Annotated in this window: 20 protein-coding genes and 1 pseudogene; 10 read left to right on the top strand and 11 right to left on the bottom strand. The window is 68.7% G+C overall.

The genetic code is table 11. The features are described from left to right. Positions 1–30: 30 nt before the first annotated feature. A complete protein-coding gene (gene glnA, locus DOE79_RS01725; RefSeq protein ID WP_120337016.1) occupies positions 31–1455 on the bottom strand; it encodes a type I glutamate--ammonia ligase in 1425 nt (474 codons plus the stop codon). A gap of 146 nt (positions 1456–1601) precedes the next feature. Between glnA and DOE79_RS01720 the strand changes: the two genes are divergently transcribed. Further along, complete coding sequence (locus tag DOE79_RS01720) at positions 1602–2045, top strand: RDD family protein (protein WP_120337015.1); 444 nt, start codon at positions 1602–1604, stop codon at positions 2043–2045. An 87-nt stretch (positions 2046–2132) separates the two neighbouring features. Here the strand turns inward: DOE79_RS01720 and DOE79_RS01715 are convergent, their stop codons facing one another. From DOE79_RS01715 to lipB, 3 genes are read right to left on the bottom strand one after another with little or no spacing between them, the layout of a single operon-like run. Continuing rightward, positions 2133–2843 carry a DUF4191 domain-containing protein gene (locus DOE79_RS01715; RefSeq protein WP_120337014.1) on the bottom strand — a complete coding sequence of 237 codons (711 nt, stop codon included), beginning with the start codon at positions 2841–2843 and terminating at the stop codon, positions 2133–2135. Positions 2844–2891: 48 nt separating this feature from the next. After that, positions 2892–3878 carry a lipoyl synthase gene (gene lipA / locus DOE79_RS01710; RefSeq protein WP_120337013.1) on the bottom strand — a complete coding sequence of 329 codons (987 nt, stop codon included), beginning with the start codon at positions 3876–3878 and terminating at the stop codon, positions 2892–2894. Further along, on the bottom strand, positions 3875–4510 hold the full coding sequence (lipB, locus tag DOE79_RS01705; RefSeq protein WP_120337012.1) for a lipoyl(octanoyl) transferase LipB: 636 nt from the start codon (positions 4508–4510) through the stop codon (positions 3875–3877). Before lipB ends, lipA begins: the two co-directional genes overlap by 4 nt. Before the next feature lie 107 nt (positions 4511–4617). Here lipB and DOE79_RS01700 point away from each other — a divergent pair, with 107 nt between their 5' ends. Next, positions 4618–6081 (top strand): protein kinase family protein, encoded by a 1464-nt coding sequence (locus DOE79_RS01700; protein WP_120337011.1) that lies wholly within the window; start codon positions 4618–4620, stop codon positions 6079–6081. Positions 6082–6103: 22 nt separating this feature from the next. Here the strand turns inward: DOE79_RS01700 and sucB are convergent, their stop codons facing one another. The 3 genes from sucB to DOE79_RS01685 form a co-directional block, all read right to left on the bottom strand. Continuing rightward, positions 6104–7543, bottom strand: coding sequence for a 2-oxoglutarate dehydrogenase, E2 component, dihydrolipoamide succinyltransferase (gene sucB, locus DOE79_RS01695; RefSeq protein ID WP_120337010.1), 1440 nt, complete (start codon positions 7541–7543; stop codon positions 6104–6106). 68 nt (positions 7544–7611) lie between these two features. Then, a complete protein-coding gene (gene lpdA / locus DOE79_RS01690; RefSeq protein ID WP_120337009.1) occupies positions 7612–8985 on the bottom strand; it encodes a dihydrolipoyl dehydrogenase in 1374 nt (457 codons plus the stop codon). Positions 8986–9091: 106 nt separating this feature from the next. Then, positions 9092–10579: a leucyl aminopeptidase gene (locus tag DOE79_RS01685; protein ID WP_120337008.1), complete on the bottom strand. Its 1488-nt coding sequence runs from the start codon at positions 10577–10579 to the stop codon at positions 9092–9094. 95 nt (positions 10580–10674) lie between these two features. Between DOE79_RS01685 and DOE79_RS01680 the strand changes: the two genes are divergently transcribed. From DOE79_RS01680 to DOE79_RS01660, 5 genes are all read left to right on the top strand, one after another. Further along, a complete protein-coding gene (locus DOE79_RS01680) occupies positions 10675–11598 on the top strand; it encodes a proteasome assembly chaperone family protein (protein WP_120337007.1) in 924 nt (307 codons plus the stop codon). 66 nt (positions 11599–11664) lie between these two features. Continuing rightward, the gene (locus DOE79_RS01675) at positions 11665–12999 is read left to right on the top strand and encodes an MFS transporter (protein WP_120337006.1); all 1335 of its coding nucleotides are present in this window, start codon (positions 11665–11667) and stop codon (positions 12997–12999) included. A gap of 287 nt (positions 13000–13286) precedes the next feature. Next, entirely contained in the window at positions 13287–14615 is a 1329-nt protein-coding gene (locus tag DOE79_RS01670) for an RNA polymerase sigma factor (RefSeq protein ID WP_120337005.1), read from the top strand. A gap of 90 nt (positions 14616–14705) precedes the next feature. Further along, on the top strand, positions 14706–15893 hold the full coding sequence (locus DOE79_RS01665; RefSeq protein WP_162942564.1) for a MurT ligase domain-containing protein: 1188 nt from the start codon (positions 14706–14708) through the stop codon (positions 15891–15893). Continuing rightward, complete coding sequence (locus tag DOE79_RS01660; protein ID WP_120337003.1) at positions 15890–16627, top strand: type 1 glutamine amidotransferase; 738 nt, start codon at positions 15890–15892, stop codon at positions 16625–16627. The genes DOE79_RS01665 and DOE79_RS01660 overlap by 4 nt, the downstream gene beginning before the upstream one ends. Positions 16628–16650: 23 nt before the next feature. Here DOE79_RS01660 and DOE79_RS01655 read toward each other — a convergent pair whose 3' ends face one another. Next, positions 16651–16887 carry a DUF7455 domain-containing protein gene (locus DOE79_RS01655; protein WP_066595309.1) on the bottom strand — a complete coding sequence of 79 codons (237 nt, stop codon included), beginning with the start codon at positions 16885–16887 and terminating at the stop codon, positions 16651–16653. Between the two features lie 198 nt (positions 16888–17085). Between DOE79_RS01655 and DOE79_RS01650 the strand changes: the two genes are divergently transcribed. Then, the gene (locus DOE79_RS01650; RefSeq protein WP_120337002.1) at positions 17086–19164 is read left to right on the top strand and encodes a DNA gyrase/topoisomerase IV subunit B; all 2079 of its coding nucleotides are present in this window, start codon (positions 17086–17088) and stop codon (positions 19162–19164) included. 212 nt (positions 19165–19376) lie between these two features. Here the strand turns inward: DOE79_RS01650 and DOE79_RS20825 are convergent. Continuing rightward, positions 19377–19889, bottom strand: a pseudogene (locus DOE79_RS20825) (SDR family NAD(P)-dependent oxidoreductase); the annotation flags it as partial. A 58-nt stretch (positions 19890–19947) separates the two neighbouring features. Continuing rightward, positions 19948–22419 (bottom strand): DNA gyrase/topoisomerase IV subunit A, encoded by a 2472-nt coding sequence (locus tag DOE79_RS01640; RefSeq protein ID WP_120337000.1) that lies wholly within the window; start codon positions 22417–22419, stop codon positions 19948–19950. Between the two features lie 110 nt (positions 22420–22529). Between DOE79_RS01640 and DOE79_RS01635 the strand changes: the two genes are divergently transcribed. Next, positions 22530–23666, top strand: coding sequence for an alkaline phosphatase family protein (locus tag DOE79_RS01635; protein ID WP_120336999.1), 1137 nt, complete (start codon positions 22530–22532; stop codon positions 23664–23666). A gap of 74 nt (positions 23667–23740) precedes the next feature. Here the strand turns inward: DOE79_RS01635 and DOE79_RS01630 are convergent, their stop codons facing one another. After that, a complete protein-coding gene (locus DOE79_RS01630) occupies positions 23741–24337 on the bottom strand; it encodes a DUF3043 domain-containing protein (protein ID WP_120336998.1) in 597 nt (198 codons plus the stop codon). Positions 24338–24376: 39 nt separating this feature from the next. Between DOE79_RS01630 and DOE79_RS01625 the strand changes: the two genes are divergently transcribed. After that, the gene (locus DOE79_RS01625) at positions 24377–25819 is read left to right on the top strand and encodes a dipeptidase (protein WP_120336997.1); all 1443 of its coding nucleotides are present in this window, start codon (positions 24377–24379) and stop codon (positions 25817–25819) included. The last annotated feature ends 112 nt before the right edge of the window (positions 25820–25931 follow it).

The following is a 25931-nucleotide window of genomic DNA, read 5'->3' as shown; positions in this document are numbered from 1 at the left end:
GCGGCCCTTCGGCTCAGTGAATGGTGCTGCTTAGACGCCGTAGTACAGTTCGAATTCGAACGGGTGCGGACGCTGCGCGAGGGGCTTGATCTCCTTCTCGCGCTTGTAGTCGATCCAGGTCTCGATGAGCTCAGGGGTGAAGACGTTGCCGGCGAGCAGGAAGTCGTGGTCGGCCTCCAGCGCCTGCAGGGCCTCTTCGAGCGAAGCGGGAACCTGGGGGATGTTCTTGGCCTCTTCGGGCGGCAGCTCGTAGAGGTCCTTGTCTACCGGCTCGTGCGGTTCGATGCGGTTCTTGATGCCGTCAAGGCCGGCCATCAGCTGGGCTGCGAAGGCGAGGTACGGGTTGCCTGAGGCATCGGGCGCGCGGAACTCGAGTCGCTTGGCCTTGGGGTTGGTGCCGGTGATCGGGATGCGGATCGAGGCTGAGCGGTTGCCGGCCGAGTAGACCAGGTTGACCGGTGCTTCGAAGCCCGGCACCAGGCGGTGGTAGGAGTTGACCGTCGGGTTCGTGAAGGCGAGCACGGCGGGGGCGTGCTTGAGCAGGCCGCCGATGTACCAGCGAGCGACGTCGGAGAGTCCGCCGTAGCCGGCCTCGTCGTAGAACAGCGGCTTGCCCTCTGACCACAGGGACTGGTGGGTGTGCATGCCGGAGCCGTTGTCGCCGAAGAGCGGCTTGGGCATGAACGTGGCGGTCTTGCCCCACTCGTGCGCCGTGTTCTTGACGATGTACTTGAACTTCAGCAGGTCGTCGGCCGCGTGCACCATGGTGTCGAACTTGTAGTTGATCTCACCCTGGCCGCCGGTGCCGACCTCGTGGTGGCTGCGCTCGAGCACCAGGCCCGCGTCGATGAGCTTCAGGCAGATGTCGTCGCGCATGTCGGCGTGCTGGTCGACCGGGCTGACCGGGAAGTAGCCGCCCTTGTAGGGGGTCTTGTTGGCGAGGTTCCCGCCCTCTTCCTTGCGGCCGGAGTTCCAGGCGCCCTCACCGGAGTCGACCGAGTAGAAGCTGGTGTGCTGGTTGACCTCGTAGCGCACGTCGTCGAAGATGTAGAACTCGGCCTCGGAGCCGAAGTACGCCGTGTCGCCGATGCCGGTGGACGCGAGGTACTTCTCGGCCTTCTTGGCCACCTGGCGCGGGTCCTTGGAGTAGATCTCGCCGTTGCGCGGGTTGTAGATGTCGAACAGCATGATGAGCGTGCGCTCGGCGCGGAACGGGTCGACGAAGGCGCTCGTCACGTCGGGGATCAGCTGCATGTCAGATTCGTGGATCGACGCGAAACCGCGGATCGACGAGCCGTCGAACATCTGGCCGACGGTGAAGAAGTCCTCGTCAACGGTCGACGCGGGGATGTTGAAGTGCTGCTGCACACCCGGCAGGTCGGTAAAGCGGAGGTCAAGGAACTTGACATCGGTGTCCTTGATGAAAGCGAGCACTTCGGACGAATCGCGGAACATGCGGTTTTACTCCAAACGACGTAGGCGTGGGTGACTATCAATGTCGCACACTGCGGCTTCCCCGACACTATTACGGACGGGTTACTTAAGAATGACGCTTATGTTTCCGCAATGTTACAGGGGAGGTCGCTGGGTAAACTGGGCGGGTGAACGCGACACCTCCACGACCCACGACATTCGGGCAGCTTCCGCCCAGCACCTGGCCGGGGGAGCGGCTGGGTCTGCCCCGGAGCGGCCCCCACTCGGTGGGCCGGGTCGGGCGCCGCATTGTGGCCCTGGTCATCGACTGGGCGATCGCGGTGGGCCTGGCGTGCCTGATCTGGGGCTACACCCTTCTGGACTACGACGGGTTCGTCGTGCTGGGCGTCTTCGTGCTGCTGCAGGCGGTACTGCTCGCGACGCTCGGAGCCAGCATCGGCCACCTGCTGGTCGGCCTCCGCCTGATCAGCCTCAGCGGCGGACCGGTGGGCCTGTGGCGGCCCGTCGTGCGGTCCGCCCTGCTCGGCGTGGCCGTTCCCGCGTTGGTCTGGGACTCGGATCAGCGCGGCTTCCACGACAAGATTGCCGGCACGGTGCTGATCCGCCGGTAGCCGACGGCTCAGGAAACGGCAGCAGGGCACGGGGTCGACCCCGTGCCCTGCTGTGTTGTGTCCCGTTCGGGTGCGCGGATGCGTCGGCTAGTTGCCGCGCTGTGGGCGGGCCTTGGTCGGGTCGACGCCCTTGGGGATGGGGAGCTTCTTGGCGATGGAGTTGAGGCGGTTGTTCACCGCGAGAACCTCGGCCTTGGTCAGGGACGGCTTGATCTTGGTCAGACGTCGCGCGAGCTTGTGCAGCGGCACGGCGTCCGAGTCGGGTCCGACCGAGATGACCGTGACAGCGACGTTGCCGCCCACCTTGGCCACGGAGCGACGTTCTTCGTCCACCATTCGCGCTGTGCGGGTGCGGGGGCCCTCGCTGATGAGGACGACGCCGCCACGGCCGACGGCGCGGTACACCGCATCCTGGGTCTTGCCGTTGACGGCGACGGGCATCTCACTGCCGACCCAACCGCGCTTGAGCGAGGAACGCAGCACGGCGCCCACGGCTCCGGGCTGGCCCTCGATCTGCGAGTATGCGGCCTTCTCGGCCCGTCGCCCCAGGATGATGAGCATTGCGAGCACACCACCGAGCACTCCGGCGATGATCCAGAGGGCGATGGTGAAGCCGCTGTCCGGGGTCAGCAGGAGGGCCAGGATCAGGCCCACCGCGACCGGGATCAGGAAGCCAAGGACCATGAACAGAACAATGTTCGAGTCGTAGCGCCTGGTCATCTGGAAGACCTGCCACATTTGCTTCAAGCGGCCAGGTTCTTTGGGGGTGCGGGGACTCTTGTCCTTGCTGCGTGCCATGGTTCTAAGACTACCCAGTCGGTCGATATGCGCGTGACGGATTTAGGGTCAAACGGCCTGGCTGAACCCCAGGGTGGCGTCGGCGAGGTGCTGCAGGCTCGCGGGAACGGGGCGCCCCGTCGCCGCCATGGACTGGGCCCAGAGGCGCCCGGCCCGATACGACGACCGCACGAGGGGTCCGGAGAGGACCCCGAGGAAGCCGATCTCCTCGGCTTCTTCCTTGAGTTCGACGAACTCCTCCGGCCGCACCCACCTCGCCACAGGCAGGTGCCGTGGGCTGGGCCGCAGGTACTGGGTGAGGGTCAGGATGTCGGTGCCCGCCTGGTGCAGGTCCCGCAGCGCCTCTGACACCTCGGCACGGTCCTCGCCCATGCCCAGGATCAGGTTCGACTTGGTGATCAGGCCGGCGGCACGCCCCTGGCTGAGCACGTCGAGGGACCGGTCGTAGCGGAAGGCGGGGCGGATGCGCTTGAAGATCCGGGGGACGGTTTCGACATTGTGCGCGAAAACCTCGGGGCGGGCGGAGAACACCTCGGCGAGATGGTCGCGGTTTCCCGAGAAGTCGGGTACCAGGATTTCCACGCCGGTGCCGGGGCAGTGTTCGTGGATCTGCCGGATCGTCTCGGCGTAGAGCCAGGCGCCCTCGTCGGGCAGGTCGTCACGGGCCACCCCCGTGACGGTGGCATAGCGGAGGTCCATGGCCCGCACGGACTCGGCAACCCGGCGGGGCTCGTCGGTGTCGTAGTCGGCGGGTTTGCCCGTGTCGATCTGGCAGAAGTCGCAGCGCCGGGTGCACTGCGACCCGCCGATGAGGAAGGTCGCCTCGCGGTCCTCCCAACATTCGTAGATGTTCGGGCAGGCGGCTTCCTGACAGACGGTATGCAGGTTTTCGCTCGTCACCAGGTTCTGCAGTTGACGGTACTCGGGGCCCATCCGGGCTCGGGTCTTGATCCAGGAGGGCTTCTTTTCGATGGGTGTTTCGGCGTTGCGGACCTCCAGGCGCAGCATCCGGCGGCCGTCGGGCGCGGCGTTCATGCGGGCACCGCCAGGTGGCTGCGGAAGGCGGCGGTGACGGACGCCGCGGCATCCTCGGTGCTCACGACCCGGCCGAGCACCCGGGTCATGGTGGTCACGCCGGCGTCCGCGATGCCGCAGGCGACGATGCGGTCGTACGGCTCCAGGGAGTTGTTGCAGTTCAGGGCGAAGCCGTGCATGGTGACTCCGTCGGCGACACGGATGCCGATGGCGGCGATCTTGTCCTCGGCCCCGACGGGTCCGACCCAGACGCCGCTTCGGCCGTCCACCCTTCTGCCAGTGATACCGAACTCGGCGAGGGCGTCGATGAGGATGGCTTCGAGGAGTCGCACATAGCCGACCACGTCGATGGGTTCGGCCAGGCGCAGGATCGGATAGCCGACCAGCTGCCCGGGGCCGTGCCAGGTGATCCGGCCGCCGCGGTCGACGTCCACGACCGGGGTGCCGTCGGTGGGACGGTCCTCCGGCTGGGTGCGTTTACCGGCCGTGTACACGGCGGGATGTTCGAGAAGCAGGACGGTGTTCGGTCGGTGACCGGACACCACCGTGCGATGGACGGCGCGCTGGAGCTCAAGGCCCTCGAAATACGGCACGGAGTTGGCGCTTAGCCCCGCGACGACAAAGTCGAGCATGCGGCCAGTCTAGGGGGCCGCTCCTCCCCAGCGGGGAAGTCCGACGGGATTCCCCCCGACTCGCCCCGCAGCCGCCTGACCGGGAGACCGGCAGGCAGGGTGACACGATGGACGAAGCGAACACAGCCGCGGCACGCGGAACCGTCGCGGGGTACCGCCTGGTGCGCCGGATCGGCACCGGAAGCCGTTCGTCGGTGTACCTCGGTGCCGTCGCAGGCCTCCGGGGGCAATCCCCGACGGCGGCACTGCAGGTGTTCCACCCCGGCCTGGACGGCAAGAGCCTTGACAGGCAGGTGCGGGCGCTGCTCACGGTCCCCGCCGGATACCTGTGCCGGCTCCTCGATGTGGCGACGACGCCGGACGGCCAGGTCTGCCTCGTGCTGGAGCGGCTGCCCGGGCCCACGCTGCAGCATGCGCTCGTCGAACACGGGGCGCTGACGGCGGGCGAGGCAGTGACGATCGGGGCCACGGTCACGGCGGCCCTGGGGGCGCTGCACGCGGCGGGGTTCAGCCATCCCGCCATCGGTGCGGCCTGTGTTCGTTTCGACGCCTCCGGGCGCCCCGTGCTGCTGGGGCTCGGCGCCCTGGAGGACCTCCCGGCCGGCGGCGGCGGGGCGGCACGGCGTCGGGACGACCTGCTGCGGCTGGCCGGGTTCCTCCGCCGGCTCCTGGACCATCTCGATCCCCGGGATCCGTATGCCGGCGGGGCCGCCGCGGTGCTGGCGCGGTTCGAATCCGCGGCGACCGCCCGCCCGCTTCCACCGGACCTGACCGGGCTCGAGGCGGCGCTGTTCGATTGGGCGCCCGCGGCCGCCGTGCGCGGCGCGGGGGCCGGGCTGCGCGCCGAGACGGGTACCGAGGCCGGTGCGGAGTTGACCGGCGGGGCCTTGCCGAGCGCCGCAGGGACGCCGAGTGCCGTCGTTGTCTCCCGTGGCCTCCCCAACCGGTTTGTGCCCGCGATCGTCGCGGCACTCGGCGCCGGGCGGGTGAGGCTTCGCAGGGCGCGGCGACCGGTGCTGGTCGGAGCGGGGCTGGCGGTCGTCCTCGGAGCGGGGGGACTGGGCGTGCTGGGCCAGGGTGGCGCCGCGCCCGGCGGCGGCGGACAGCGCGACCTGCCGTCTCACGCCCAGTCTGACGTCCCCTCAGACGCAGCCGCCGATGCGACAGCCACCGACGGCGATGCTGCGGCGGTGCCGACGGACTCCCTGCTGGCGGACGATCCGGCGGCGGCGACACTGACGCTGCTGGCGTTGCGGGAGCGGTGCCTGGCGAACGCGTCTGTGCTGTGCCTTGATTCCGTCGACCAGGCCGGTTCCGTCGCCAGCGCCGCGGACGTCTACTCGGTCCGGCAGGGGCAGCCGGGGACTCCGACGGGCGGGGCGTCACCGTGGGGTGCGACGGTGCCGTTCACAGCCGGCGTGCAGGAGCGAACCGGGAATTCGGCGCTCGTGCTCCTCACGCCGGTGCCGGATGCAGCCGGCTCCGAGCTCGGGGAAACGAGACAGCCGGCCTCGGCCCTGGTGATCAAGGGCGAGGCCGGCTGGCGGTTACGCGAACTCTTCGATTGGTGAATCGAACCGCTCGGGTGGGGTGTTAGATGCCCAGGTTCGCCTCGAAGGCTCCGGCTTCCAGACGTGCCTTCATCGTGGTGAGGAAGCGCGAGGCGTCCGCTCCGTCGATGATGCGGTGGTCGTAGGAGAGCGCCAGGAACACCGTCGAACGGATCGCGATGGAGTCCAGGCCCTTGTCGGTCACGACGATGGGCTTCTTGTAGACCACGCCGGTGCCGAGGATGGCGCTCTGCGGCAGGAAGACCACCGGGGTGTCGAACAGCGCGCCGCGCGAACCGGTGTTGGTCAGCGTGAACGTGCCACCGGACAGTTCGTCGGGCTTGAGCTTGTTGTCGCGGGTGCGGGCGGCCAGGTCCGCGATCTGGGCGGCGAAGCCGGCCAGATCGAGTTCCCCGGCGTCGCGGATGACCGGCGTCAGCAGTCCACGCTCGGTGTCCACGGCGATGCTCATGTTCTCCTGGGGCGGGTACACGATCGAGGTGCCGTCAACGGTGGCGTTGATGATCGGGTTCGCCTTCAGGGCCTCGGCCGCGGCCAGGGCGAAGAACGGCAGGAAGGACAGCTTGTTGCCGGTCTTCTCGTGGAAGGAGACCTTGACCTTGTCGCGCAGCATCGCGACCCGGGTCACGTCCACCTCGACAACGGTCGTGAGCTGTGCGGTCTGCTGCATCGAGGCAACGGCTCGTTCGGCGACGACCTTGCGCAGACGCGACATCGGCTGGGTGGTGCCGCGCAGCGGCGAAACCTCGACGGCGACGGCCGACTCGGCGGGAGCCGCCTGGGCCGGTGCCGCGGCGTTCTCGATGTCCTGCTTGCGGATGCGTCCGCCGACACCGGTGCCGGTGATGGTGGACAGGTCCACGCCGGCTTCGTTGGCGAGCTTGCGCACGATGGGCGTGACATAGCCGCTGGTGCCGGCGTGCGCGCCGCGAGAGGGCTCGGCGGGTGCTGCGGCTGCCGGAGCGGGTGCGGCGGGCGCTGCAGCCACCGGTGCTGCCGGGGCTGGAGCGGCGGGTGCTGCCGGCGCCGCGGGCGGCGGCTCGACGGCAGCGGGGGCCGGCGGGGCGACAGCGGCCGGAGCCTCCGCGGGAGCGGGAGCCTCGGTCGACGGGACCTCGGCAACGGGAGCCGCTGCGACGGGGGCGGCGGGTGCCTCTGCTGCGGCCGGTGCGGCCGGTGCGGCCGCTTCGGGTGCTGCCGCTTCGGGGGCCGCGGCCGGAGCCGAGCCGTCGCCGATGGTCACGAGGGGGGTTCCGACCTCGACGGTCTCGTCTTCCTGAACCAGGATGGCTTCGATGACGCCGGCGATCGGGGATGGGATCTCGGTGTCGACCTTGTCGGTCGATACCTCGAGCAGCGGTTCGTCGACTTCGACGCGGTCTCCCACGTTCTTGAGCCAGCGGGTGACCGTACCCTCTGTGACACTCTCACCGAGTGCCGGGAGGTTGACGGATTCGCTCATGCGTTTGTCTCCTTTGAAACCATTAATGTCTGACCAATGTTAGTGACGTTCTCTGTGCCCGAAACGGGCTACATGGCGTGCAGCGGCTTGCCGGCCAGGGCCAGGAAGGCCTCGCCGAGCGCTTCGTTCTGGGTGGGGTGGGCGTGCAGCAGCGGCGCGAGGTCCTCCGGGTACGCTTCCCAGTTCACGATCAGCTGGCCTTCACCGATCAGCTCGCCGACGCGGGCGCCGATCATGTGGATGCCGAGAATGGGGCCATCGACTTCGCGGACGACCTTGATCGAGCCGGTGGTGCCCAGGATCGAGCTCTTGCCGTTGCCGCCCAGGCTGTACTCGTAGCTGGAGACCTTGTCGACGCCGAACTTGGCGGCGGCCTTGGCCTCGGTGTAGCCGACGGATGCGATCTCAGGGTCGCAGTAGGTGACCTTGGGGATGTTCAGGTCGTCCACGACGATCGGGGACAGGCCGGCGATCTCCTCGGCGACGAAGATGCCCTGCTGGAAGCCGCGGTGCGCGAGCTGGAGGCCGGGGACGATGTCGCCCACGGCGTAGACGCCGGGGATGTTGGTGGCGAGGCGCTCGTCGGTGAGAACGAAACCGCGGTCCATGGTGATGCCGGCCTCTTCAAAGCCGAGCCCGGCGGTCGAGGGGCCACGTCCGACGGCGACGAGCAGTAGCTCGGCCTCGATGGTGGTGCCGTTCTCGAGGGTGACGACGACGCCGGAGTCGTCCTGGGTGACCGACTGGAACCGCACGCCGAGGGAGAACTCGATGCCGCGCTTGCGGAAGGCACGCTCGAGCTGCTTGGAGACGGATTCCTCTTCGTTCGGGGCCAGGTGCGGCAGCGCCTCGATGATGGTCACGTCTGCGCCGAAGGACTTCCAGACGCTGGCGAATTCGACGCCGATGACGCCGCCACCGAGCACGGCGACCTTCTTGGGCACGTAGCTGAGCTCGAGGGCCTGCTCGCTCGTGATGACGCGGCCTTCGATGGCCAGCCCGGGCAGCGACCGGGAGTAGGAACCGGTGGCCAGGACCACGTTCTTGCCGACGATGGTGTCCTCGCCGACCTGGACGGTCGTGGGGGAGACCAGACGGCCCTCTCCGGAGATGACGGTGATGCCGCGGGCCTTGATCAGGCCCTGCAGTCCGCGGAACTTGCTGGCGACGATGCCCTCACGGAACGCCGTGACGGCCGCCATGTCGATGCCTTCGAACGACGTCGTGACGCCGTACTTGGCCGACTCGCGGCTGACGTCGGCGACCTCGGCGGAGTGCAGCAGGGCCTTGGTCGGGATGCAACCGACGTGCAGGCAGGTACCGCCGAGCTTGTCTTTCTCGATCAGGCCCACGGTCAGGCCGAGCTGGACGGCGCGCAGGGCGGCCGCGTAGCCGCCGCTGCCGCCACCGAGAACTACAAGGTCAAAATTCTGTTCAGACACCCAGATACTCCCTCGTGCATCACATACACTTTCACGGCCTGCCAGCGCAATTATGCTGCGCGGACAGGCGTTGAACGGCAAGGATTTTCCTGCCTATACGACTGTACTACGGGCGTGAAAAGTCCTCGGCCAGTCGCAACAGGGTTCGAACGGTGACTCCGGTGGGCCCGGGGGCCGTGAAGCCGAGGCCGCCGCCGACCAGCTGAGCGCTGCCGGCGATGTCCAGGTGCGCCCAGGGAATGGTCCGGGCGTTGTCGCCCTCGCCCACAGAGCCGATGAATTCCCGCAGGAACACGGCGGCCAGCAGCATGCCGCCGCCCGTGTTGCCGATCTTGGCGTTGGCGATGTCGGCGACATCGGAGTTCAGCAGGGCCCGCAGTTCCTCGGGCATCGGCATCGGCCAGGCCAACTCTCCCTCCGACGTGCTGGCAGCGAGGACATGCTCCACCAGGTCGTCATCGCCGAGCACAGCCGAGTACCGCGTGCCGAGGGCGACGACAGCGGCACCCGTCAGAGTGGCGACGTCGATGATCGCATCCGGCTCTTCCTCTCCGGCCGCGACGAGCCCGTCGGCCAGGACGAGGCGGCCCTCCGCGTCGGTGTTGAGCACCTCGACCGTGCGCCCGCCGCGGATGCTGAGCACGTCGTTGGGGCGGATGGCCGAGCCGGAGGGCATGTTCTCCGCGATGCACAACCACGCCGTGATGCGCACGTTCAGGTTCAGGCGCGCGGCGGCGAGCGTGACGGCGAGGACCGTGGCCGCTCCGGTCATGTCGTACTTCATGCCCACCATGGATGCCGGCGGCTTGAGCGAGAGTCCGCCGGTGTCGAAGGTGATGCCCTTGCCGACGAGGGCCAGGTGCTTGGCCGCGCCGGCCGGGGCGTAGCTGACCTTGACCAGGCGGGGCGGGCGGGTCGAGCCCTGTCCGACACCGGCGATGCCGCCGAAGCCGTCGGCGACGAGCTGGTCCTCGTCCCACACCGTCAGGGTGACGGGAAGCCCCTCGGCCGCGGCCTGGGCCAGGGCGGTCAGGGATTCGGGGTAGAGGTCGAGCGGGGGAGTGTTGACGAGGTCCTTCACGAGGCTCACGGCCCCGGCGACGACGTCCGCCCGGTCGACTGCACCGGCCGCGGCCTGGTCAGTGTGGACGGTGATGTCACCCGTGGGGAGGCTGGTGCCGGCCAGGGAGGCCTTGCGGTAGGTCGTGAAGGAATAGCCGCCAAGGGCCGCCCCCTCCAGGACCGCCGCGGCCTGCTCGGCATCCGCCAGCGGGAGGGCGAACGCCACGGTGGCCGCGCCGGTGAGCTGGCGGACGGCGGACCCGGCCGCGTACCGCAGCGACTCTGAAGTGACGACGGCGCCGAGGCCGACGACCGCGATGCTGCGCGCGCTGCCCACGACGGGGGCGAACCTCACGACCTGGTCCTTGGCGCCCGAGACGCCGACGGCCTTGAACTGCTCGGCGAGGGGAGCGAAGGAGGGGTCGGCGAACAGGGTGGGACCGTCCTTGCCCTGGACGGCGCCGACGACGAGGACATCGGCGGTTGATTCGATCGCGGGCTGTGCGGACACTGAAATGCGGGGAACGGTCATGCCTCGATGCTACGGGGCCCGGTGTTCGCTCTGGGCACCATGCCGAGCGCCGGGTTTCTCGGACACCGGGCAAAAACCCCGAATAGAGTTAACGAATGCGCGATCCCGATGAAATCTACACGCTCACTGCGGACGCCGCCGGCGTCCCCGAAGGGCTGCATCTTGTCGCGGGCCTGACCGGCTTCACCGATGCAGGCGGTGCCGTCTCGCAATTCACCGAGTATCTTCTCGCGACCCTCGAGCACACGGTCATCGCGGAGTTCGACGCCGATCTGCTCCTGGACTACCGGGCCCGCCGCCCGATCATCTACTTCGACCAGGACCACCTCACCGACTACCGGCCGCCGCGGCTGCGGCTGTACCTGGCCCGCGACGAGATCGGTCAGCCGTTCCTGCTCCTGGCCGGCTTCGAACCCGACTTCCGCTGGGAGCAGTTCACCGCCGCCGTGCTCGAGCTGGTCAGCCGGTTCACGGTGTCGTCGACGACCTGGGTGAACGCCATTCCCATGCCTGTGCCGCACACCCGGCCGATCGGCGTGACAGTGAGCGGCAACCGCACCGATCTCATCGAGAGCATGTCGGTCTGGCGTCCGCACACCCAGGTGCCCGCGAACGCGCTGCACCTGGTCGAATTCCGGCTCCAGGAGATGGGCGCCTGGGCGATCGGCTACGTCCTGTTGATCCCGCACTACCTCGCGGACACCGAGTTCCCGTCGGCGGCGTTGTCCGCCCTGGAGAGCACGAGTGCCTCCACCGGTCTGATCTTCCCGACCGACTTGCTCCGGGAGAAGAACCGCGAGTTCGTCGCCCGGATCGACGAGCAGGTCGGCGACAACCCCGAACTGGCGAAGCTGGTGGGCACTCTCGAGGAGCGCTACGACGCCTACATGGAGGGGAACACCCTGCGGTCCCCGCTGACCGACGAAGACGGGGCGCTGCCCACGGCCGACGAGATCGCGGCCGAGCTGGAGAAATTCCTCGCGACCCGCCGCGGCCGTGACGACGGCCAGCCCGGCTGACCCGGCCGGCCGCGCCGGCACGGGCGGTGGTCAGGACCTCCCGGGCATCCGGCTAGATTGGGGGGAGTGAACTCTCGTCGATCCTGGTTGATCTTTTCCCTCGGGTCGTTCGTCTACCTCTCCGCCGTCATGCAGCGCACGTCGCTCGGCATCGCCGGGGTGTCGGCCACCGAACGATTCGGCGGCTCGGCCGCCGTCCTGTCCAGCCTCGCCGTGGTGCAGCTGATCGTCTATGCGGCGGCGCAGATCCCGGTCGGGGTTCTGATCGACCGGTTCGGCCCTCGAGTGCTCATGCTCGCCGGAACCATCTTGATGGTCGCCGGCCAGCTGACTCTGGCGTTCGCGCCGTCGATCACTATCGCGGTGGTGGGGCGGATGCTGGTGGGGGCGGGCGACGCCACCATCTTCATCTCCATGATCCGGTTGATCACCTCCTGGTTCAGCGGCCGGATCGTGCCGCAACTGTCGCAGTGGTTCGGCAACATCGGCCAGCTCGGCCAGGTGCTCTCGGCCGTTCCGCTGGCCTGGATCCTGCACAGCTGGGGCTGGACGCCGGCATTCCTCGTGGCCACCCTGGTCGCCTTCACGGCGTTCGTCGTCGTGGTCGTCGCCATCCGGGACAGGCCGGCGGGGTCCGCCGACCAGGCCAGGCCCGGCACGTGGGGCAGTGCGCTCACCCAGCTGCGGCACAGTTTCAGCCGGCCGGGAACCCAGCTCGGGTTCTGGTCGCACTTCGTCACCCAATCCTCCGGAACTGTCTTCACCCTGCTCTGGGGCTACCCCTTCATGGTCTACGGCCTGGGCTACGAGTCCGGCATGGCCGCGGCCATGCTGACCATCCCGGTGGCGGCGGGCATTCTCTGCGGGCCGGTGCTGGGTGTCCTCACGGCCCGCCATCCGTTGCGCCGCAGCAACATCGTGCTCGGCATCGTGTCGGCCATGGGCACAGCGTGGGCCCTGGTTCTCCTGTGGCCCGTCGCACCGCCGTTCCCGCTCGTCGTACTGCTGCTGGTTGTTCTGGGAATCGGCGGACCGGGCTCCCTGATCGGATTCGACTTCGCCCGCACCTTCAACCCCCAGCGCAGCCTGGGGTCGGCCAACGGAGTCGTGAACGTGGGTGGTTTTCTCGCCAGCTTCGTGATGATGTTCCTGATCGGCGTGCTCCTGGACCTCCAGGACGGGTGGCGGCTGGCCCAGGGTGAAACCAGCGACCTGTACGCGCTGGACTCGTTCCGGCTCGCCTTCGCGGTGCAGTTCGTGGTGATCGGCGCCGGAGTGGTGATGCTCGTCACGACACGCAAGCGCACCAGGCGGGTGCTCTCGCGCGATGAGGGAATAGAAGTGGCCCCGCTCTGGGTTGAACTGTCACGACGGATGCGTCGGCGCGGGCGCGGTCAGTGATGTCGCGTGGCTCGGTTTATACACAATCCGTGCAATAATTGTCAATAGGACCCGTTCTGGTTCCTGGGCACTCCAACTCATCGTTGGCTGCATTCCCGGGGACTTGACATGGGTCCTCGTACTGCCCGAAAACGCAGGACTGCTCGAAAACGCAGGACTGCCGACACACGTACTTCCACAAACGTACTGCCCACCACCCCGCCTGGCACGTACCCGGTCCGCGCCGAGTGACCGGGTGAGCGGGGCAGCGCCGCACGCGCACGAACTACGGCATGAGAGGTGTTCGCATGGCAACCCCAACGAAGACAGAGCCCGAATTGAAGATCACAGAGACCGAAGCAGTCGACGCAGCAGCCGTCGACGCCGCGCCCCGCACGGCCGCCCAGAAGGCCGCCGCGACCCGTGCGGCCAAGGCCGCCGCCGCCGACGGTGCCGACGCGCCCGAGAAGGCCGCCCCGCGTAAGCGTGCCGCCAGCACGAAGACCAAGGCCGCCGCCGGTAAGAAGAAGGACGGCGACTCCGACGCCGGCGACGACGACGTCGTGGTTGCCGGGGACGAGCACGACAGCGACGACGACGAGAACAGCGACGGTTCCGCCAAGCGCGTGGCCCCCGCCGAACCGCTGCCCAGCGGTGCGCTCGTGTTGTCGCTCGTGGACGATGAAGACGAGGTGCCGGTGTACTCCAGTGCCATCACCGGTGCCACGGCCGACCCCGTCAAGGACTACCTCAAGCAGATCGGTAAGGTCGCGCTGCTCAACGCCGCCGAGGAGGTCGAGCTGGCGATGCGCATCGAGGCCGGTCTCTTCGCCGAGGACAAACTCGCGCAGATGACGGATGCCGAGAAGAAGAGCGCCCTCGGCCGCGAACTGCAGTGGGTCGCCAAGGACGGCGCCCGGGCGAAGAGCCACCTGCTCGGTGCCAACCTGCGTCTCGTCGTCTCCCTGGCCAAGCGCTACACGGGCCGAGGGATGCAGTTCCTCGACCTGATCCAGGAGGGCAACCTGGGCCTGATCCGTGCCGTCGAGAAGTTCGACTACACCAAGGGCTTCAAGTTCTCCACCTACGCCACCTGGTGGATCCGCCAGGCCATCACCCGTGCGATGGCCGACCAGGCCCGCACCATCCGCATCCCCGTGCACATGGTCGAGGTCATCAACAAGCTCGCCCGGGTGCAGCGCCAGATGCTGCAGGACCTGGGCCGCGAGCCCACGCCGGAAGAGTTGAGCCGCGAACTCGACATGACCCCGGAGAAGGTCGTCGAGGTGCAGAAGTACGGCCGCGAGCCGATCTCCCTGCACACCCCGCTGGGCGAGGACGGCGACAGCGAATTCGGTGACCTCATCGAGGACACCGAAGCCGTCGTACCCGCCGATGCCGTGGGCTTCACCATGTTGCAGAAGCAGCTCGAGAGCCTGCTCGACTCCCTGTCCGAGCGTGAGGCGGGCGTGATCCGCATGCGCTTCGGACTCGGCGACGGCATGCCCAAGACTCTCGACCAGATCGGCGACACGTTCGGGGTCACCCGCGAACGCATCCGTCAGATTGAATCGAAGACCATGGCCAAGCTGCGCCACCCGTCCCGGTCGCAGTCCCTGCGCGACTACCTCGAGTAGGAGTTGCCTGTGCGGTACGCGCCGGCGATCCTCCTCGGGAGGGTCGCGCGGACGCTCGCGCGCTGGCGGAAGCCCGGTGGGGGTTCCGCCGTGCCCGGCCTGGTAGTCAACACGATCGCGCCGGGTTTCCTGCCGCGCACCCTGAATTCCTTCCCCCAGGGCCTGGTCATCGTGACCGGCTCCAGCGGCAAGTCCACCACGACCAAGATGCTCGTGGCTGCGCTTCGGGCCCACGGCTCCGACGTCTTCACGAACCCGTCCACGGCGAACATCAGCCAGGGTCTCACCTCGGCTCTGCTTGAGCAGGTCACCCTGACGGGCCGCATCGCGGGCGACATCGCCGTGCTGGAAATGGACGAAGGGCACGGTGCGCTCATCTCCGGGGCGCTCGAGCCGCGCGTCGTGGTGCTCACCAATGTGATGGTCGATCAGATCGACCGGTTCCACGATTCCGACATGGTCGCGGCGATGCTCGCCAAGATCGCTGCACGCGCCACCGGCACCGTCGTCATCAACGCCGACGACCGGTACCTCGTCGACATCGGCGACGCCATCCGCCCGCCGGTCTCGGTGGGGCGCTACGGCGTGACCGAGGCCGTACTCGCGGCCAACCCTCGCGGGCTCGGCTACGCGGCCACGGCCGACACCCGGCTGAACGGTGACGACGGCATGCTGTTGACCGAGGTCGACGGCCGGGATGCCCGCGTGCGTGTCGACGGCACCGACCTGGCGGTCCGGCTGCCCGCGCGCGGAACGCACTACGCCGTGGATGCCCTGACGGCGTTGGCCGCGACGCGCGCCGCGCTCGGCACGGCCTTCGACGCCGCACGAGCGACCGCCGCGATCTCCGGCATCGCTCCGGTGTTCGGTCGCGGTGAGGTCGTCACCGTGCGCGGCACGAGCGTCGAATTCGTCCTCGTGCAGAACCCGGCCAGCTTCCAACTCAACGTCGACAGCCTGGCCCCCGGAACCGAGCAGATCCTCGTCGCCGTCGGCTCCGATGTGCGTGACCCGTCCTACCTGTGGCCGGCCGACACCTCGGGTCTCGGCCACGTACTCATCGCGTCGGGGTCCAAGGCCCACGACATCGCGTTGCAGCTCGTCTACGACGGTGTCACGGTCGACCGGGTGGAACCGGATCTCGGCCGGGCACTGGATGATTTCCTCGCCTTGCCTGAACCGGCCACGGGGATGAAGACCATTATTTTCTCGGCCGACTCCATGCGGCGCACACGCGCGCACCTGGGTCTGGCCACCAACGAAGCGAACCCCTCATGACAGTGGACCCCTCGGCCTCCCTCACCATCGTGACGCTGCTCCCGCGCCTGCTCGACACCAACGGCGACGCCGCGAACGCGCGGGTGCTCGCCCAGCGGGCTCGCTGGGCCGGGCTGCAGGCTTCTGTCGTGCCCGTGCACACCCCGGCCGACCTTCCGCCCGTCGTGGACCTCGTCGTGATCGGGTCGGGAACGGACACCGACCTCGGCGGCGTCAGGGACGCCCTGCAGCCGCTCTCGGCTGCTCTGCGCGGCTGGTTGGCCGACGGGGTACCGGTTCTTGCCGTCGGCACCGGCTGGGAACTGCTCAGCGACGGCGTCGACCTGTCCGGCGGCGGCACCGTGGACGGTCTCGGCCTGGTGCGCGGACGCGCGACGGCCCGGCCGGCTCGCGCCACCGACGACCTCGTCGTGGCCACCGGCACGGAGCGCCTGATCGGGTTCGAGAACCACGCGCGGGGCTATGTGAACGCCGCGGCAGCACTGGGGTCGGTGCTCTCGGGCACCGGGAACGGCGACGGCACGGAGGGAACCCGCGAAGGCAGCTTCATCGGGACCCACCTGCACGGGCCCGTCCTTGCACGCAACCCCGTGCTGGCCGATCGTTTGCTCGGCGCGGCGTGCGCCGCCCGGGGGATCATCCTCGACGCATCCGCTCACACCGAGACTGTCGATGAAATGGCAAAAGCCGCACGCAACCAGGTTGCAGTGCGGCTCAGCCTCGCCTCAGAGTAGGACTCGCCGGAGCGAGCCCGCCCCTAGGACTTCTGGTCTTCGAAGAGTCGGCTCGACTCGTCGTGCCAGCTTTCGGCGATCGCGGCGAGCTTCTCCTGGTGCTTGCGACCATGGTGGGCGCAGAAGAGCAACTCGCTGTTGTTCACGACTACACGGATGTAGGCCTGAGCGCCACAAGCGTCGCAGCGGTCGGCCGCGGTGAGCTGGTGGGGGGCGCCCTGTTGGTCGACGGCACCATTTTCGGTGGCGATCTGGGACATATTCTCCTCCTCCAGACTGATACCAGGTGATACCAATTGAATCCTTACTGACCATGTAAACACGGCCGGGCCCGGATTGGGCCACAGTTGGGTGACATTTCGCTCACCGCGTAGCATTCACGCGGCGAACCGGGCGTATCCGGCTCCACAGGGTGTCCTGCGGAGCCGCACGGCTCGGGGTCACTATTCTTAACAGTTGTGAGTTCTGACTATTCCGCCCGCCACCTCTCGGTCCTCGAAGGCCTCGACGCGGTGCGCAAACGCCCCGGCATGTACATCGGTTCCACCGACTCCCGCGGGCTCATGCACTGCCTCTGGGAGATCATCGACAACTCCGTCGACGAGGCGCTGAGCGGGCACGGGTCATCGATCGGCATTGTCCTGCACCCCGACGAGAGCGTCGAGGTCAGCGACACCGCCCGCGGCATCCCTGTGGACATCGAACCGAAGACCGGTCTGTCTGGTGTGGAGGTGGTGTTCACCAAGCTGCACGCCGGCGGAAAGTTCGGTAGCGGCTCCTACGCCGCGTCGGGCGGTCTGCATGGCGTCGGCGCCTCGGTCGTGAACGCGCTGTCCGAACGTCTCGACGTGGAGGTCGACCGGGACGGCAAGACCTGGGCGATGTCCTTCCACCGCGGCGAGCCGGGGGTGTTCGCCGACACCGGCGAGAAGAGCCCGGATGCGCCGTTCACCCCGTTCGAGAAGACCAGCGAATTGCGCGTGGTGGGCAAGGTCAAGAAGGGTGTGACGGGCACCCGCATCCGCTACTGGGCCGACCGGCAGATCTTCACCAAGGGCGCGTCCTTCCAGACCGACGACCTGATGGGCCGGGCCCGCCAGACTGCGTTCCTGATTCCAGGGCTCACGATCAACATCGACGACAGGCGGGGGGAGACGCCCCTGGCGGAATCCTTCACCTTCGCCGGCGGCATCTCCGAGTTCGTCGACCACCTCGCCGTGGACACCCCGATCACGGACACCTGGCGGCTCACGGGCGCCGGAAGCTTCACCGAGACCGTGCCCGTACTCACCGATTCCGGAGCCATGATCCCGACCGAACTGGTCAGGGACTGCCAGGTCGACATCGCCCTGCGCTGGGGGACCGGCTACGACACCGTCGTCAAGAGCTTCGTCAACATCATCGCCACGCCCAAGGGCGGCACGCACCAGGCAGGGTTCGATGCCGGGTTGCTCAAGTTCCTGCGGGCGCAGGTGGAACAGAACGCCCGCCGGCTCAAGGTGGGCAGTGACAAGCTCGAGAAGGACGACATCATGGCCGGCCTCACGGCCGTGCTCACGGTGCGGCTGCCTGAACCGCAGTTCGAGGGGCAGACCAAGGAGGTCCTCGGGACCCCGGCCGTGCGCGCGATCGTGGCCGCTGTGATCCAGAAGACCATGACCGAGCGCTTCACCTCGGCCAAGCGCGACGACAAGACGCAGTCCGCCGTGGTGCTGGACAAGATCGTCGCCGAGATGAAGTCCCGCATCTCCGCCCGGGCGCACAAGGAGACCCAGCGCCGGAAGAACGCCCTGGAGAGCTCGTCGCTGCCGGCCAAGCTCGTGGACTGCCGCAGCAACGACGTGGCGCTCAGCGAACTGTTCATCGTCGAGGGCGACTCCGCCCTCGGCACGGCCAAGCTGGCCAGGGACAGCGAACACCAGGCGCTGCTGCCGATCCGGGGCAAGATCCTCAACGTGCAGAAGGCGTCGGTCTCCGACATGCTCTCCAACCTCGAGTGCGCCTCCATCATCCAGGTCATCGGTGCCGGCTCAGGGCGCAGCTTCGACCTCTCCGCCGCGCGCTACGGCAAGGTCATCATCATGAGCGACGCCGATGTCGACGGCGCGCACATCCGCACCCTGCTGCTCACCCTGTTCTTCCGCTACATGCGGCCGATGATCGAGGCAGGCCGGATCTTCGCCGCGGTGCCGCCGCTGCACCGGGTGGTCGTGATGAACCCGGGCAGCAAGCCCAACGAGACCATCTACACCTACTCGGAGCTTGAACTGCAGGGAGTGCTCGCTGCGCTGAAGAAGAGCGGCAAGCGCTACCAGGACCCGATCCAGCGGTACAAGGGCCTGGGCGAGATGGACGCCGACCAGCTGGCCACCACGACCATGGAACGCTCGCACCGCACGCTGCGCCGGGTGCAAGTGGCCGACGCCGAGATGGCGGGCAAGGTCTTCGAACTGCTCATGGGCAATGACGTCGCCCCGCGCAAGGAGTTCATCGTGGACAGCGCCGACAAGCTCAGCCGCGACCGCATCGACGTCTGACCCTGTCCGCCCAGCTGCTGCGGGTTAGGTGACGGTGAACGCCGTGCTCGGCAGGTCACGTTCGCCGTCGGCGATGGCGCGCACGATGCGCGCGCAGACGGCGACGGGATCCAGCCCGCGGGGGAGGGCGGGGCCGTGCCGCTGATCGGATGCGTGGACAGGGCGGTGTCGGTGTGCCCGGGCCGGGCGTCGAGGATCCGGATGCCCGAGCGCCGCAGCTCCCTCCCGGTGGCGGTGCCGAACGCGGCCAGTGCCGCCTTCGACGCCGAGTAGGCCGCGAGGTTCGCCGTGGGGCTCTCGCTCACCACCCCGCTGAGCGTGACGAAGAAGGGGGAGCTACCGGCCGCCGCCGACGCCGCGAGGGTCTGATGGGCGGCCTGGAGCAGCAGCATCGGGGCGATGGTGTTCACGGCGAAGAGCCGCTCGATGGTGGCGGGGGAGAGGTCGGCGGCCGGACCGAACGCCACGACGCCGGCGGCGACGACGATGCCGTCGAGGCGGCCGGTGACGGTCACGGCCACCTGCACCAGGCGCCGGATCGCGGCCGGGTCGGTCAGGTCGGCCGCGACGACGGCACCCGGAATCCCCAGCGCGGCGATCGCGGCCGGATCGCGGGCGCTGAGCACCAGGGTGGCCCCGGCCTCGGCGAGTTGCCGGGCGAGCTCACGGCCCAACCCGCCCGTCGCACCGACAACCAGGATCGTGGAACCGCTCAGATCAGCCATGCCCCACCCTACTGCGGGAGGCTCCGGCTGCACCTCGGCAGGCCGACCGAGACGCCGGTCAGCCGATCCCGGCGCCGATCGAGCCGACCACGGCGTCCAGCATGACGCCGGACGCATCCCGCCGCGCGCCGGTCTCGGGCAGGGTACGCGGCGACCCTTCCATGCCCAGGGCGCGAGCCGGAGCCGCGCCCACCCAGGCGAGGGCGATGAGGTCTTCGCCCTTGAGGAACCGGTGTGAGCGCACACCGCCTGTGGCGCGCCCCTTGGCCGGGTACTCGGAGAACGCCGAAACCTTCGCGCTGCCCGGATCGGTGCCGGGCAGGGTCAGGCTGCTCGAGGCGATGGTGGCGACAACAGCGGTGTCGGCGGAGTCGGCCGGCAGGCTGGTGAAGAACACGACGCTGACTCCCGTGGCGAGTTTGATGCCCGCCATTCCGCCGGCCGTCCGGCCTTGCGGCCGCACGGTCGCGGCCGGGAAACGCAGCAGCTGGGCGTCGGAGGCGACGAACACGAGTTCGTCCTCCTCCGAGCCCTGCACGGCTCCGACAACCTCGTCGCCGGGCTTAAGCGCGATGATCTCAAAATCGGGCTTGTTCGCCCAGTCGTTCGCGGTGAGCCGTTTGACCACGCCCAACCGGGTGCCGATGGCGATGCACCGGTCGCCCGTCAGCGCCACGAGGGCGAGCACATGCTCGCCGCCGCCGGCCAGCGACAGGTAGTCCCGCACGCGCACGCCGGCGGCCAACTGGATCGAGGTAGGCGGCACCACGGGGAGGTCGACGGGGGAGAACCTGATGAGCCGGCCGCGGTTGGTCACGGCGCCGATCTCGGTGCGGCTGGTGGTGTCCAGCGCCGACAGCACGGCGTCGTGCTTGCTGCGGCGGTGCGCAGGGGTGATGCGTTCGGCCTGGTCGTCGTCCGACGGTGGCAGGTCGACCCTCGCGATGCGGCCCGTGGTGCTCAGGTACACCCGGGTGGGGGTGTCGGTCACCTCCAGCACGGCCGCGCGCTTGGCGGAGGCGCCGGCGATGCTCGGTCGCGCCTCGGTGAGCAGGGTGCGGCGCGGCGTGCCGAACCGGTCCGACACGGCGGCGAGCTCGGTGGACACCAGGGTACGGATGGCCTGCTTGCTGCCGAGCAGGGTCTCCAGCTCGCGGATCTCGGCGAGCAGCTGGTCGCGCTCGGACTCGAGCTCGATGCGGGAGAACCGGGTCAGGCGGCGCAGTCGCAGTTCGAGGATGTACTCGGCCTGGACCTGGCTGAGGTCGAACACGTCGATGAGCCGGGTGCGGGCCTGGTCGGTGTCGTCGCTGGCGCGGATGACCTGGATGACCTCGTCGATGTCCAGGATCGCGATGAGCAGTCCCTCCACCAGGTGCAGGCGCTCGCGCCGGCGCGCGAGCCGGTAGGCGGAGCGCCGGGTGACGACCTCGATGCGGTGGTCCACGTAGACCTGCAGCAGCTCCACCAGGCCGAGGGTCTGCGGCCCGCCGTTGACCAGGGCGACGGCGTTGATATTGAAGGAGTCCTCGAGCGGGGTGTACCGGTAGAGCTGCTCCAGCACCGCCTCGGGGCTGAAGCCGGTCTTGATGCCGATCACCAGGCGCAGGCCCTTGGTGCGGTCCGTGAGGTCGGTGACGTCGGAGATCCCGCTGAGCTTCTTGGAGGTGACGCCGTCCTTGATCTTCTCGATCACCCGTTCAGGGCCGACGAGGTAGGGAAGCTCGGTGACGACCAGCCCGGCCTTGCGGGCCGTGATCGCCTCGACGGACACCTTGGCGCGGGTCTTGAAGCTCCCGCGTCCCGTGAGATACGCGTCCTTGATCCCCGCCAGACCCACGATGGTGCCTCCGGTGGGCAGGTCGGGGCCCGGCACGAACTCCATCAGCTCGTCGAGGGTGGCGCGCGGGTGGGCGAGCAGGTGCCGGGCGGCGCCGATGACCTCGACCAGGTTGTGCGGCGCCATATTCGTCGCCATACCCACGGCGATGCCACTGGCACCGTTCACAAGAAGGTTGGGATACGCGGCCGGCAGCACGTCGGGCTGGGTGAGCTGGTTGTCGTAGTTGGGCACGAAATCCACGACGTCCTCGTCGAGGTGCTCCGTCATCGACAGCGCCGGAGCGGCCAGACGCGCTTCCGTGTACCGGGGTGCGGCCGGGCCGTCGTCGAGGGAGCCGAAGTTGCCGTGGCCATCGATGAGCGGAACCCGCAGAGTGAACGCCTGCGCCATGCGCACCATGGCGTCGTAGATGGCGGTGTCGCCGTGCGGGTGCAGCTTGCCCATCACCTCACCGACGACGCGGGCCGACTTGACGTGGCCGCGGTCGGGCCGCAGGCCCATCTCGCTCATCTGGTACAGGATGCGGCGCTGCACCGGTTTCAGGCCGTCCCTCGCGTCGGGGAGGGCCCGCGAGTAGATCACCGAGTAGGCGTACTCCAGGAAGGAGCCCTGCATCTCCGTCGACACGTCGACGTCTTCGATGCGCTCGGTGGACGCGGTGGGCACGGTGTTGTCTGAGCGGCTCATTCGTAGATTCTGCTGGGTGGGGCACACCGGCAGGACCGGCTGCGCCAGGCTGATGCGCACGGACGTGCGCGAAGAATACGTGCGGCCTCGTCTATGTCAGACTGGGCCAGATGTCCCCTATGCTACCGGTCCGGCCTTTCAGCGCCGTTCGCCTTGCCGATGTCCTGACAAGTTCGCTGGCATCGCTGCAGAACGCCCCGAACCCGCTGGGCCTGCCGCCGGCGGCCCGGGCTGTCGTGGTCCTGGCCGACGGACTCGGGGTCGCCAACCTCCGGGCCCGGGCGGGGCATGCCCGCTTCCTCACCGCGCATCTGGCCAAGGCCGACGCCGTGGACGGCGTGTTCCCGGCCACCACGGCGGCGGGGATCGCCTCGTTGACGACAGGGCTGGCCCCCGGCGCGCACGGGCTGGTGGGCTACCGGGTCCTGGACGCCGCGAACGACCGGGTCGTCAACCAGCTCACCGGCTGGGACGAGCGGATGGCGCCGCTCAGCTGGCAGCCGCAGCCCACGGTGTTCGACGCGGCCGCCGCGGCCGGCATCCCGGGTTTCGCGGTCGGACCGAAACGCTTCGCCGACTCCGGCTTCAGCCAAGCGGTGCTCCGCGGAGCACGGTATGTCCCGGCCGAGTCCATTGCGGCCCGGTTCGAAGCCGCACGCGAGATCCTCGACGCCGAACCCCGTGCGCTCATCTACCTGTACGTTCCGGAGCTCGACATCGCGGCCCACGCGCACGGCTGGGAGTCCGGCCGGTGGCTGACCCAGCTGGAGAGCCTCGACGCCGAGATGGCCCGGGCGGCGGCCGGCCTGCGCGCCGACGAAGGACTCATCCTGACGGCCGACCACGGTGTCGTGGACGTCCCCGCGGCCAAGCAGGTGCTCTTCGACACGGTGCCCGAACTCGTCGCCGGCGTCCGCCACATCGGCGGAGACCCACGATGCCTGCACCTCTACACGGAACCTGGCGTGAACGCGGACGCCCTTGCCGGGGCCTGGCGGTCGGTCGAGGGGGAGCGGGCCTGGGTCTTCACCCGGGCGGAAGCCATGGACGCCGGCCTCTTCGGAATGGTGCGGCCCGACGCCACCAGCCGGATCGGGGATGTCATCGTGGCCGCCCGCAAGCTCATCGCCTACTACGACTCCCGGGAACCGAACCAGTCCGCCCGGAACATGATCGGTCAGCACGGTTCGCTCACCGATGAGGAGCTGCGCGTTCCGGTGATCCGTCTGGGCGCCTACCGGCGCTGACCGGCGTTAAACGACGAAACCCCTCGCACGCCACGCGTGGAGGGGAAACGCCGTACGAGCACGGCTCGTGAGGATCAGGCGGGGTACTGACCGCGCTTGACCTGGGGCTTGGGCAGACGCATGACCCGCAGCTGCAGGGCGCGCATCGCCGCGTACCAGCGCACCCGCTCGGCCCGGTCGGCGCCGAACTTGGCCTCGATCTTCTTGGTCAGAATGAAGCCCAGCACGATGCAGTCCACGATCGCGACGAGGAAGAACGCCCACAGGGCGAGGATGCCGTAGGTCTGCACAGAGGGGTCGGGGAAGAACGTGAGCAGGATGACCAGGAACATGACCGGGATCATGAACTCGCCCACGTTGAACCTGGCGTCGATGTAGTCGCGGGCGAACCGCTTCTGCGGGCCTCGTTCCCGCAGCGGGAGATACTTGTCCTCGCCGGCCGCCATGCCGAGCCGGGCCCGTTCGCGGGCCTCGGAGGACTTGGCCCTGGCCTGCTTCGCGGCGAGCTTACGGTCGTCCGGAACCAGCGGCCGCTTGTTGGCAGCCTCCTGGACCCGGCGACTCGGGGTCGGCTGGCCCTTGCCCGTCGGCGTGCCAGCGAGGCGAGCCTTCGTCTGGTCGACGGTCTCGATCGACGGTTCTGCGTCGGGGTTTACAGGTTGCTTAGCCACATCAATTCCTTGCAGTCAGGTTGCCTTAAGATTACTCGCATGACGGATACCGTGGAGACAGCAGCAGGAATCACTCAGCCGGAGGCCGCAGGGCCGCTCGATTCCGGGTTGCGGAACGCGGTCGAGCAGGAACTCCCGCGCACCCTCGCCGACCTGTGTGCGCTGGTGCGCATCCCGTCGGTGTCGTGGGCCGCCTTCGACCGTGAACACGTGCGCACGAGCGCCGAGGCCGTCGCCGCACTGGTGCGCGAGATCGGGATCTTCGACTCCGTGACCGTGACGCAGGCGGGGATTCCCGGGTCAGACGAACTGGGCCAGCCGGCCATCCTCGCCACCCGGGCGGCCAGGAACGGGCGGCCGACGGTGCTGCTCTACGCTCACCACGACGTGCAGCCTCCCGGGCAGGACGAGCATTGGGACTCGCCGCCGTTCGAGCCGACAGTTCGCGGTGACCGACTGTACGGGCGCGGTGCCGCGGATGACAAGGCCGGCGTGATGGCCCACGTCGCCGCCCTCCGCGGCCTCGTCGCCGTGACCGGCGGTGACATAGACCTGGGACTGGCCCTCTTCATCGAGGGAGAGGAGGAGTTCGGCAGTCGTTCCTTCGCCACCTTCCTCAGCGAGAACAAGGACGCCCTGCGCGCCGACGCCATCGTCGTGGCCGATTCCAACAACTGGGATATCAACACGCCCGCCATCACCATCGGGCTCCGCGGCAACGTGACGTTCCGACTCACCGTGAGCACCCTGGCGCACGCCTCACACTCCGGGATGTTCGGCGGTGCCGTGCCCGACGCCATGATGGCCACCATCCGGCTGCTCGGCACACTGTACGCGCCGGACGGTTCCGTCGCCGTCGCCGGGCTCACCAGCCACGACGCGCCCACCCCGCCCTACGCCGAGGAGGCCCTGCGGGGCGAAACCGGCCTGCTGCCCGGGGTGTCACCCATCGGGCACGGCTCGATTCTCAGCCGCATCTGGTCCCAACCGGCCCTCACAGTCACCGGCATCGACGCACCCACGGTCGCCAACGCCTCCAACACCCTGACCCCGTCAGTCAGCGTGCAGATCAGCGTGCGCATCGCTCCCGGGCAGTCCGCCGCCCACGCCGCCGGACTGATCGAGGCGCACCTGCGTGAGCACGCCCCCTTCGGCGCCCACATCGCCATCGACGACCTCGACACCGGAGAGCCGTTCCTGGTGGACACCGATGGATGGGCCGTGGCCGAGACCCGCCTGGCCATGACCGCCGCCTGGGGAGTGGAGCCTGTCGATATCGGTGTCGGTGGTTCCATTCCGTTCATCGCGGACCTGGTCAGGGAATTCCCCGAGGCGCAGATCCTCGTCACCGGCGTTGAAGACCCCGACTCCCGGGCGCACAGCCCCAACGAGTCTCTGCACCTGGGGGTGTTCAAACGGGCGATCCTGAGCGAAGCCTTCCTGCTCGGCCGACTCAACGGCCGCACCGGCGCCACCGCCTGAATTGCGCCGCTGCCCGTCCAGCCGATTCCGGGCAACGGCAGGTAGTATGAAGACCATTCGCCGAGCGCATTCCCCGTCGCCGAGGGAAGCCGCCGGACGCGAAAACCGGATA

Origin of the sequence: Cryobacterium soli (assembly GCF_003611035.1) — a bacterium.
In the GTDB taxonomy this organism is placed as follows: domain Bacteria; phylum Actinomycetota; class Actinomycetes; order Actinomycetales; family Microbacteriaceae; genus Cryobacterium; species Cryobacterium soli.
The sequence above is the reverse complement of the archived record's forward strand: the minus strand, read 5'-3'. Positions and strand labels throughout refer to the sequence as shown.

Excerpts from the sequence above, each read along its gene's own strand:
- glnA (WP_120337016.1), bottom strand. The coding sequence starts at position 1,455 with ATGTTCCGCGATTCGTCCGAAGTGCTCGCTTTCATCAAGGACACCGAT.
- DOE79_RS01715 (WP_120337014.1), bottom strand. The coding sequence starts at position 2,843 with ATGGCACGCAGCAAGGACAAGAGTCCCCGCACCCCCAAAGAACCTGGC.
- lipA (WP_120337013.1), bottom strand. The coding sequence starts at position 3,878 with ATGAACGCCGCGCCCGACGGCCGCCGGATGCTGCGCCTGGAGGTCCGC.
- lipB (WP_120337012.1), bottom strand. The coding sequence starts at position 4,510 with ATGCTCGACTTTGTCGTCGCGGGGCTAAGCGCCAACTCCGTGCCGTAT.
- DOE79_RS01700 (WP_120337011.1), top strand. The coding sequence starts at position 4,618 with ATGGACGAAGCGAACACAGCCGCGGCACGCGGAACCGTCGCGGGGTAC.
- sucB (WP_120337010.1), bottom strand. The coding sequence starts at position 7,543 with ATGAGCGAATCCGTCAACCTCCCGGCACTCGGTGAGAGTGTCACAGAG.
- DOE79_RS01685 (WP_120337008.1), bottom strand. The coding sequence starts at position 10,579 with ATGACCGTTCCCCGCATTTCAGTGTCCGCACAGCCCGCGATCGAATCA.
- DOE79_RS01680 (WP_120337007.1), top strand. The coding sequence starts at position 10,675 with ATGCGCGATCCCGATGAAATCTACACGCTCACTGCGGACGCCGCCGGC.
- DOE79_RS01670 (WP_120337005.1), top strand. The coding sequence starts at position 13,287 with ATGGCAACCCCAACGAAGACAGAGCCCGAATTGAAGATCACAGAGACC.
- DOE79_RS01660 (WP_120337003.1), top strand. The coding sequence starts at position 15,890 with ATGACAGTGGACCCCTCGGCCTCCCTCACCATCGTGACGCTGCTCCCG.
- DOE79_RS01655 (WP_066595309.1), bottom strand. The coding sequence starts at position 16,887 with ATGTCCCAGATCGCCACCGAAAATGGTGCCGTCGACCAACAGGGCGCC.
- DOE79_RS01640 (WP_120337000.1), bottom strand. The coding sequence starts at position 22,419 with ATGAGCCGCTCAGACAACACCGTGCCCACCGCGTCCACCGAGCGCATC.
- DOE79_RS01635 (WP_120336999.1), top strand. The coding sequence starts at position 22,530 with ATGTCCCCTATGCTACCGGTCCGGCCTTTCAGCGCCGTTCGCCTTGCC.
- DOE79_RS01625 (WP_120336997.1), top strand. The coding sequence starts at position 24,377 with ATGACGGATACCGTGGAGACAGCAGCAGGAATCACTCAGCCGGAGGCC.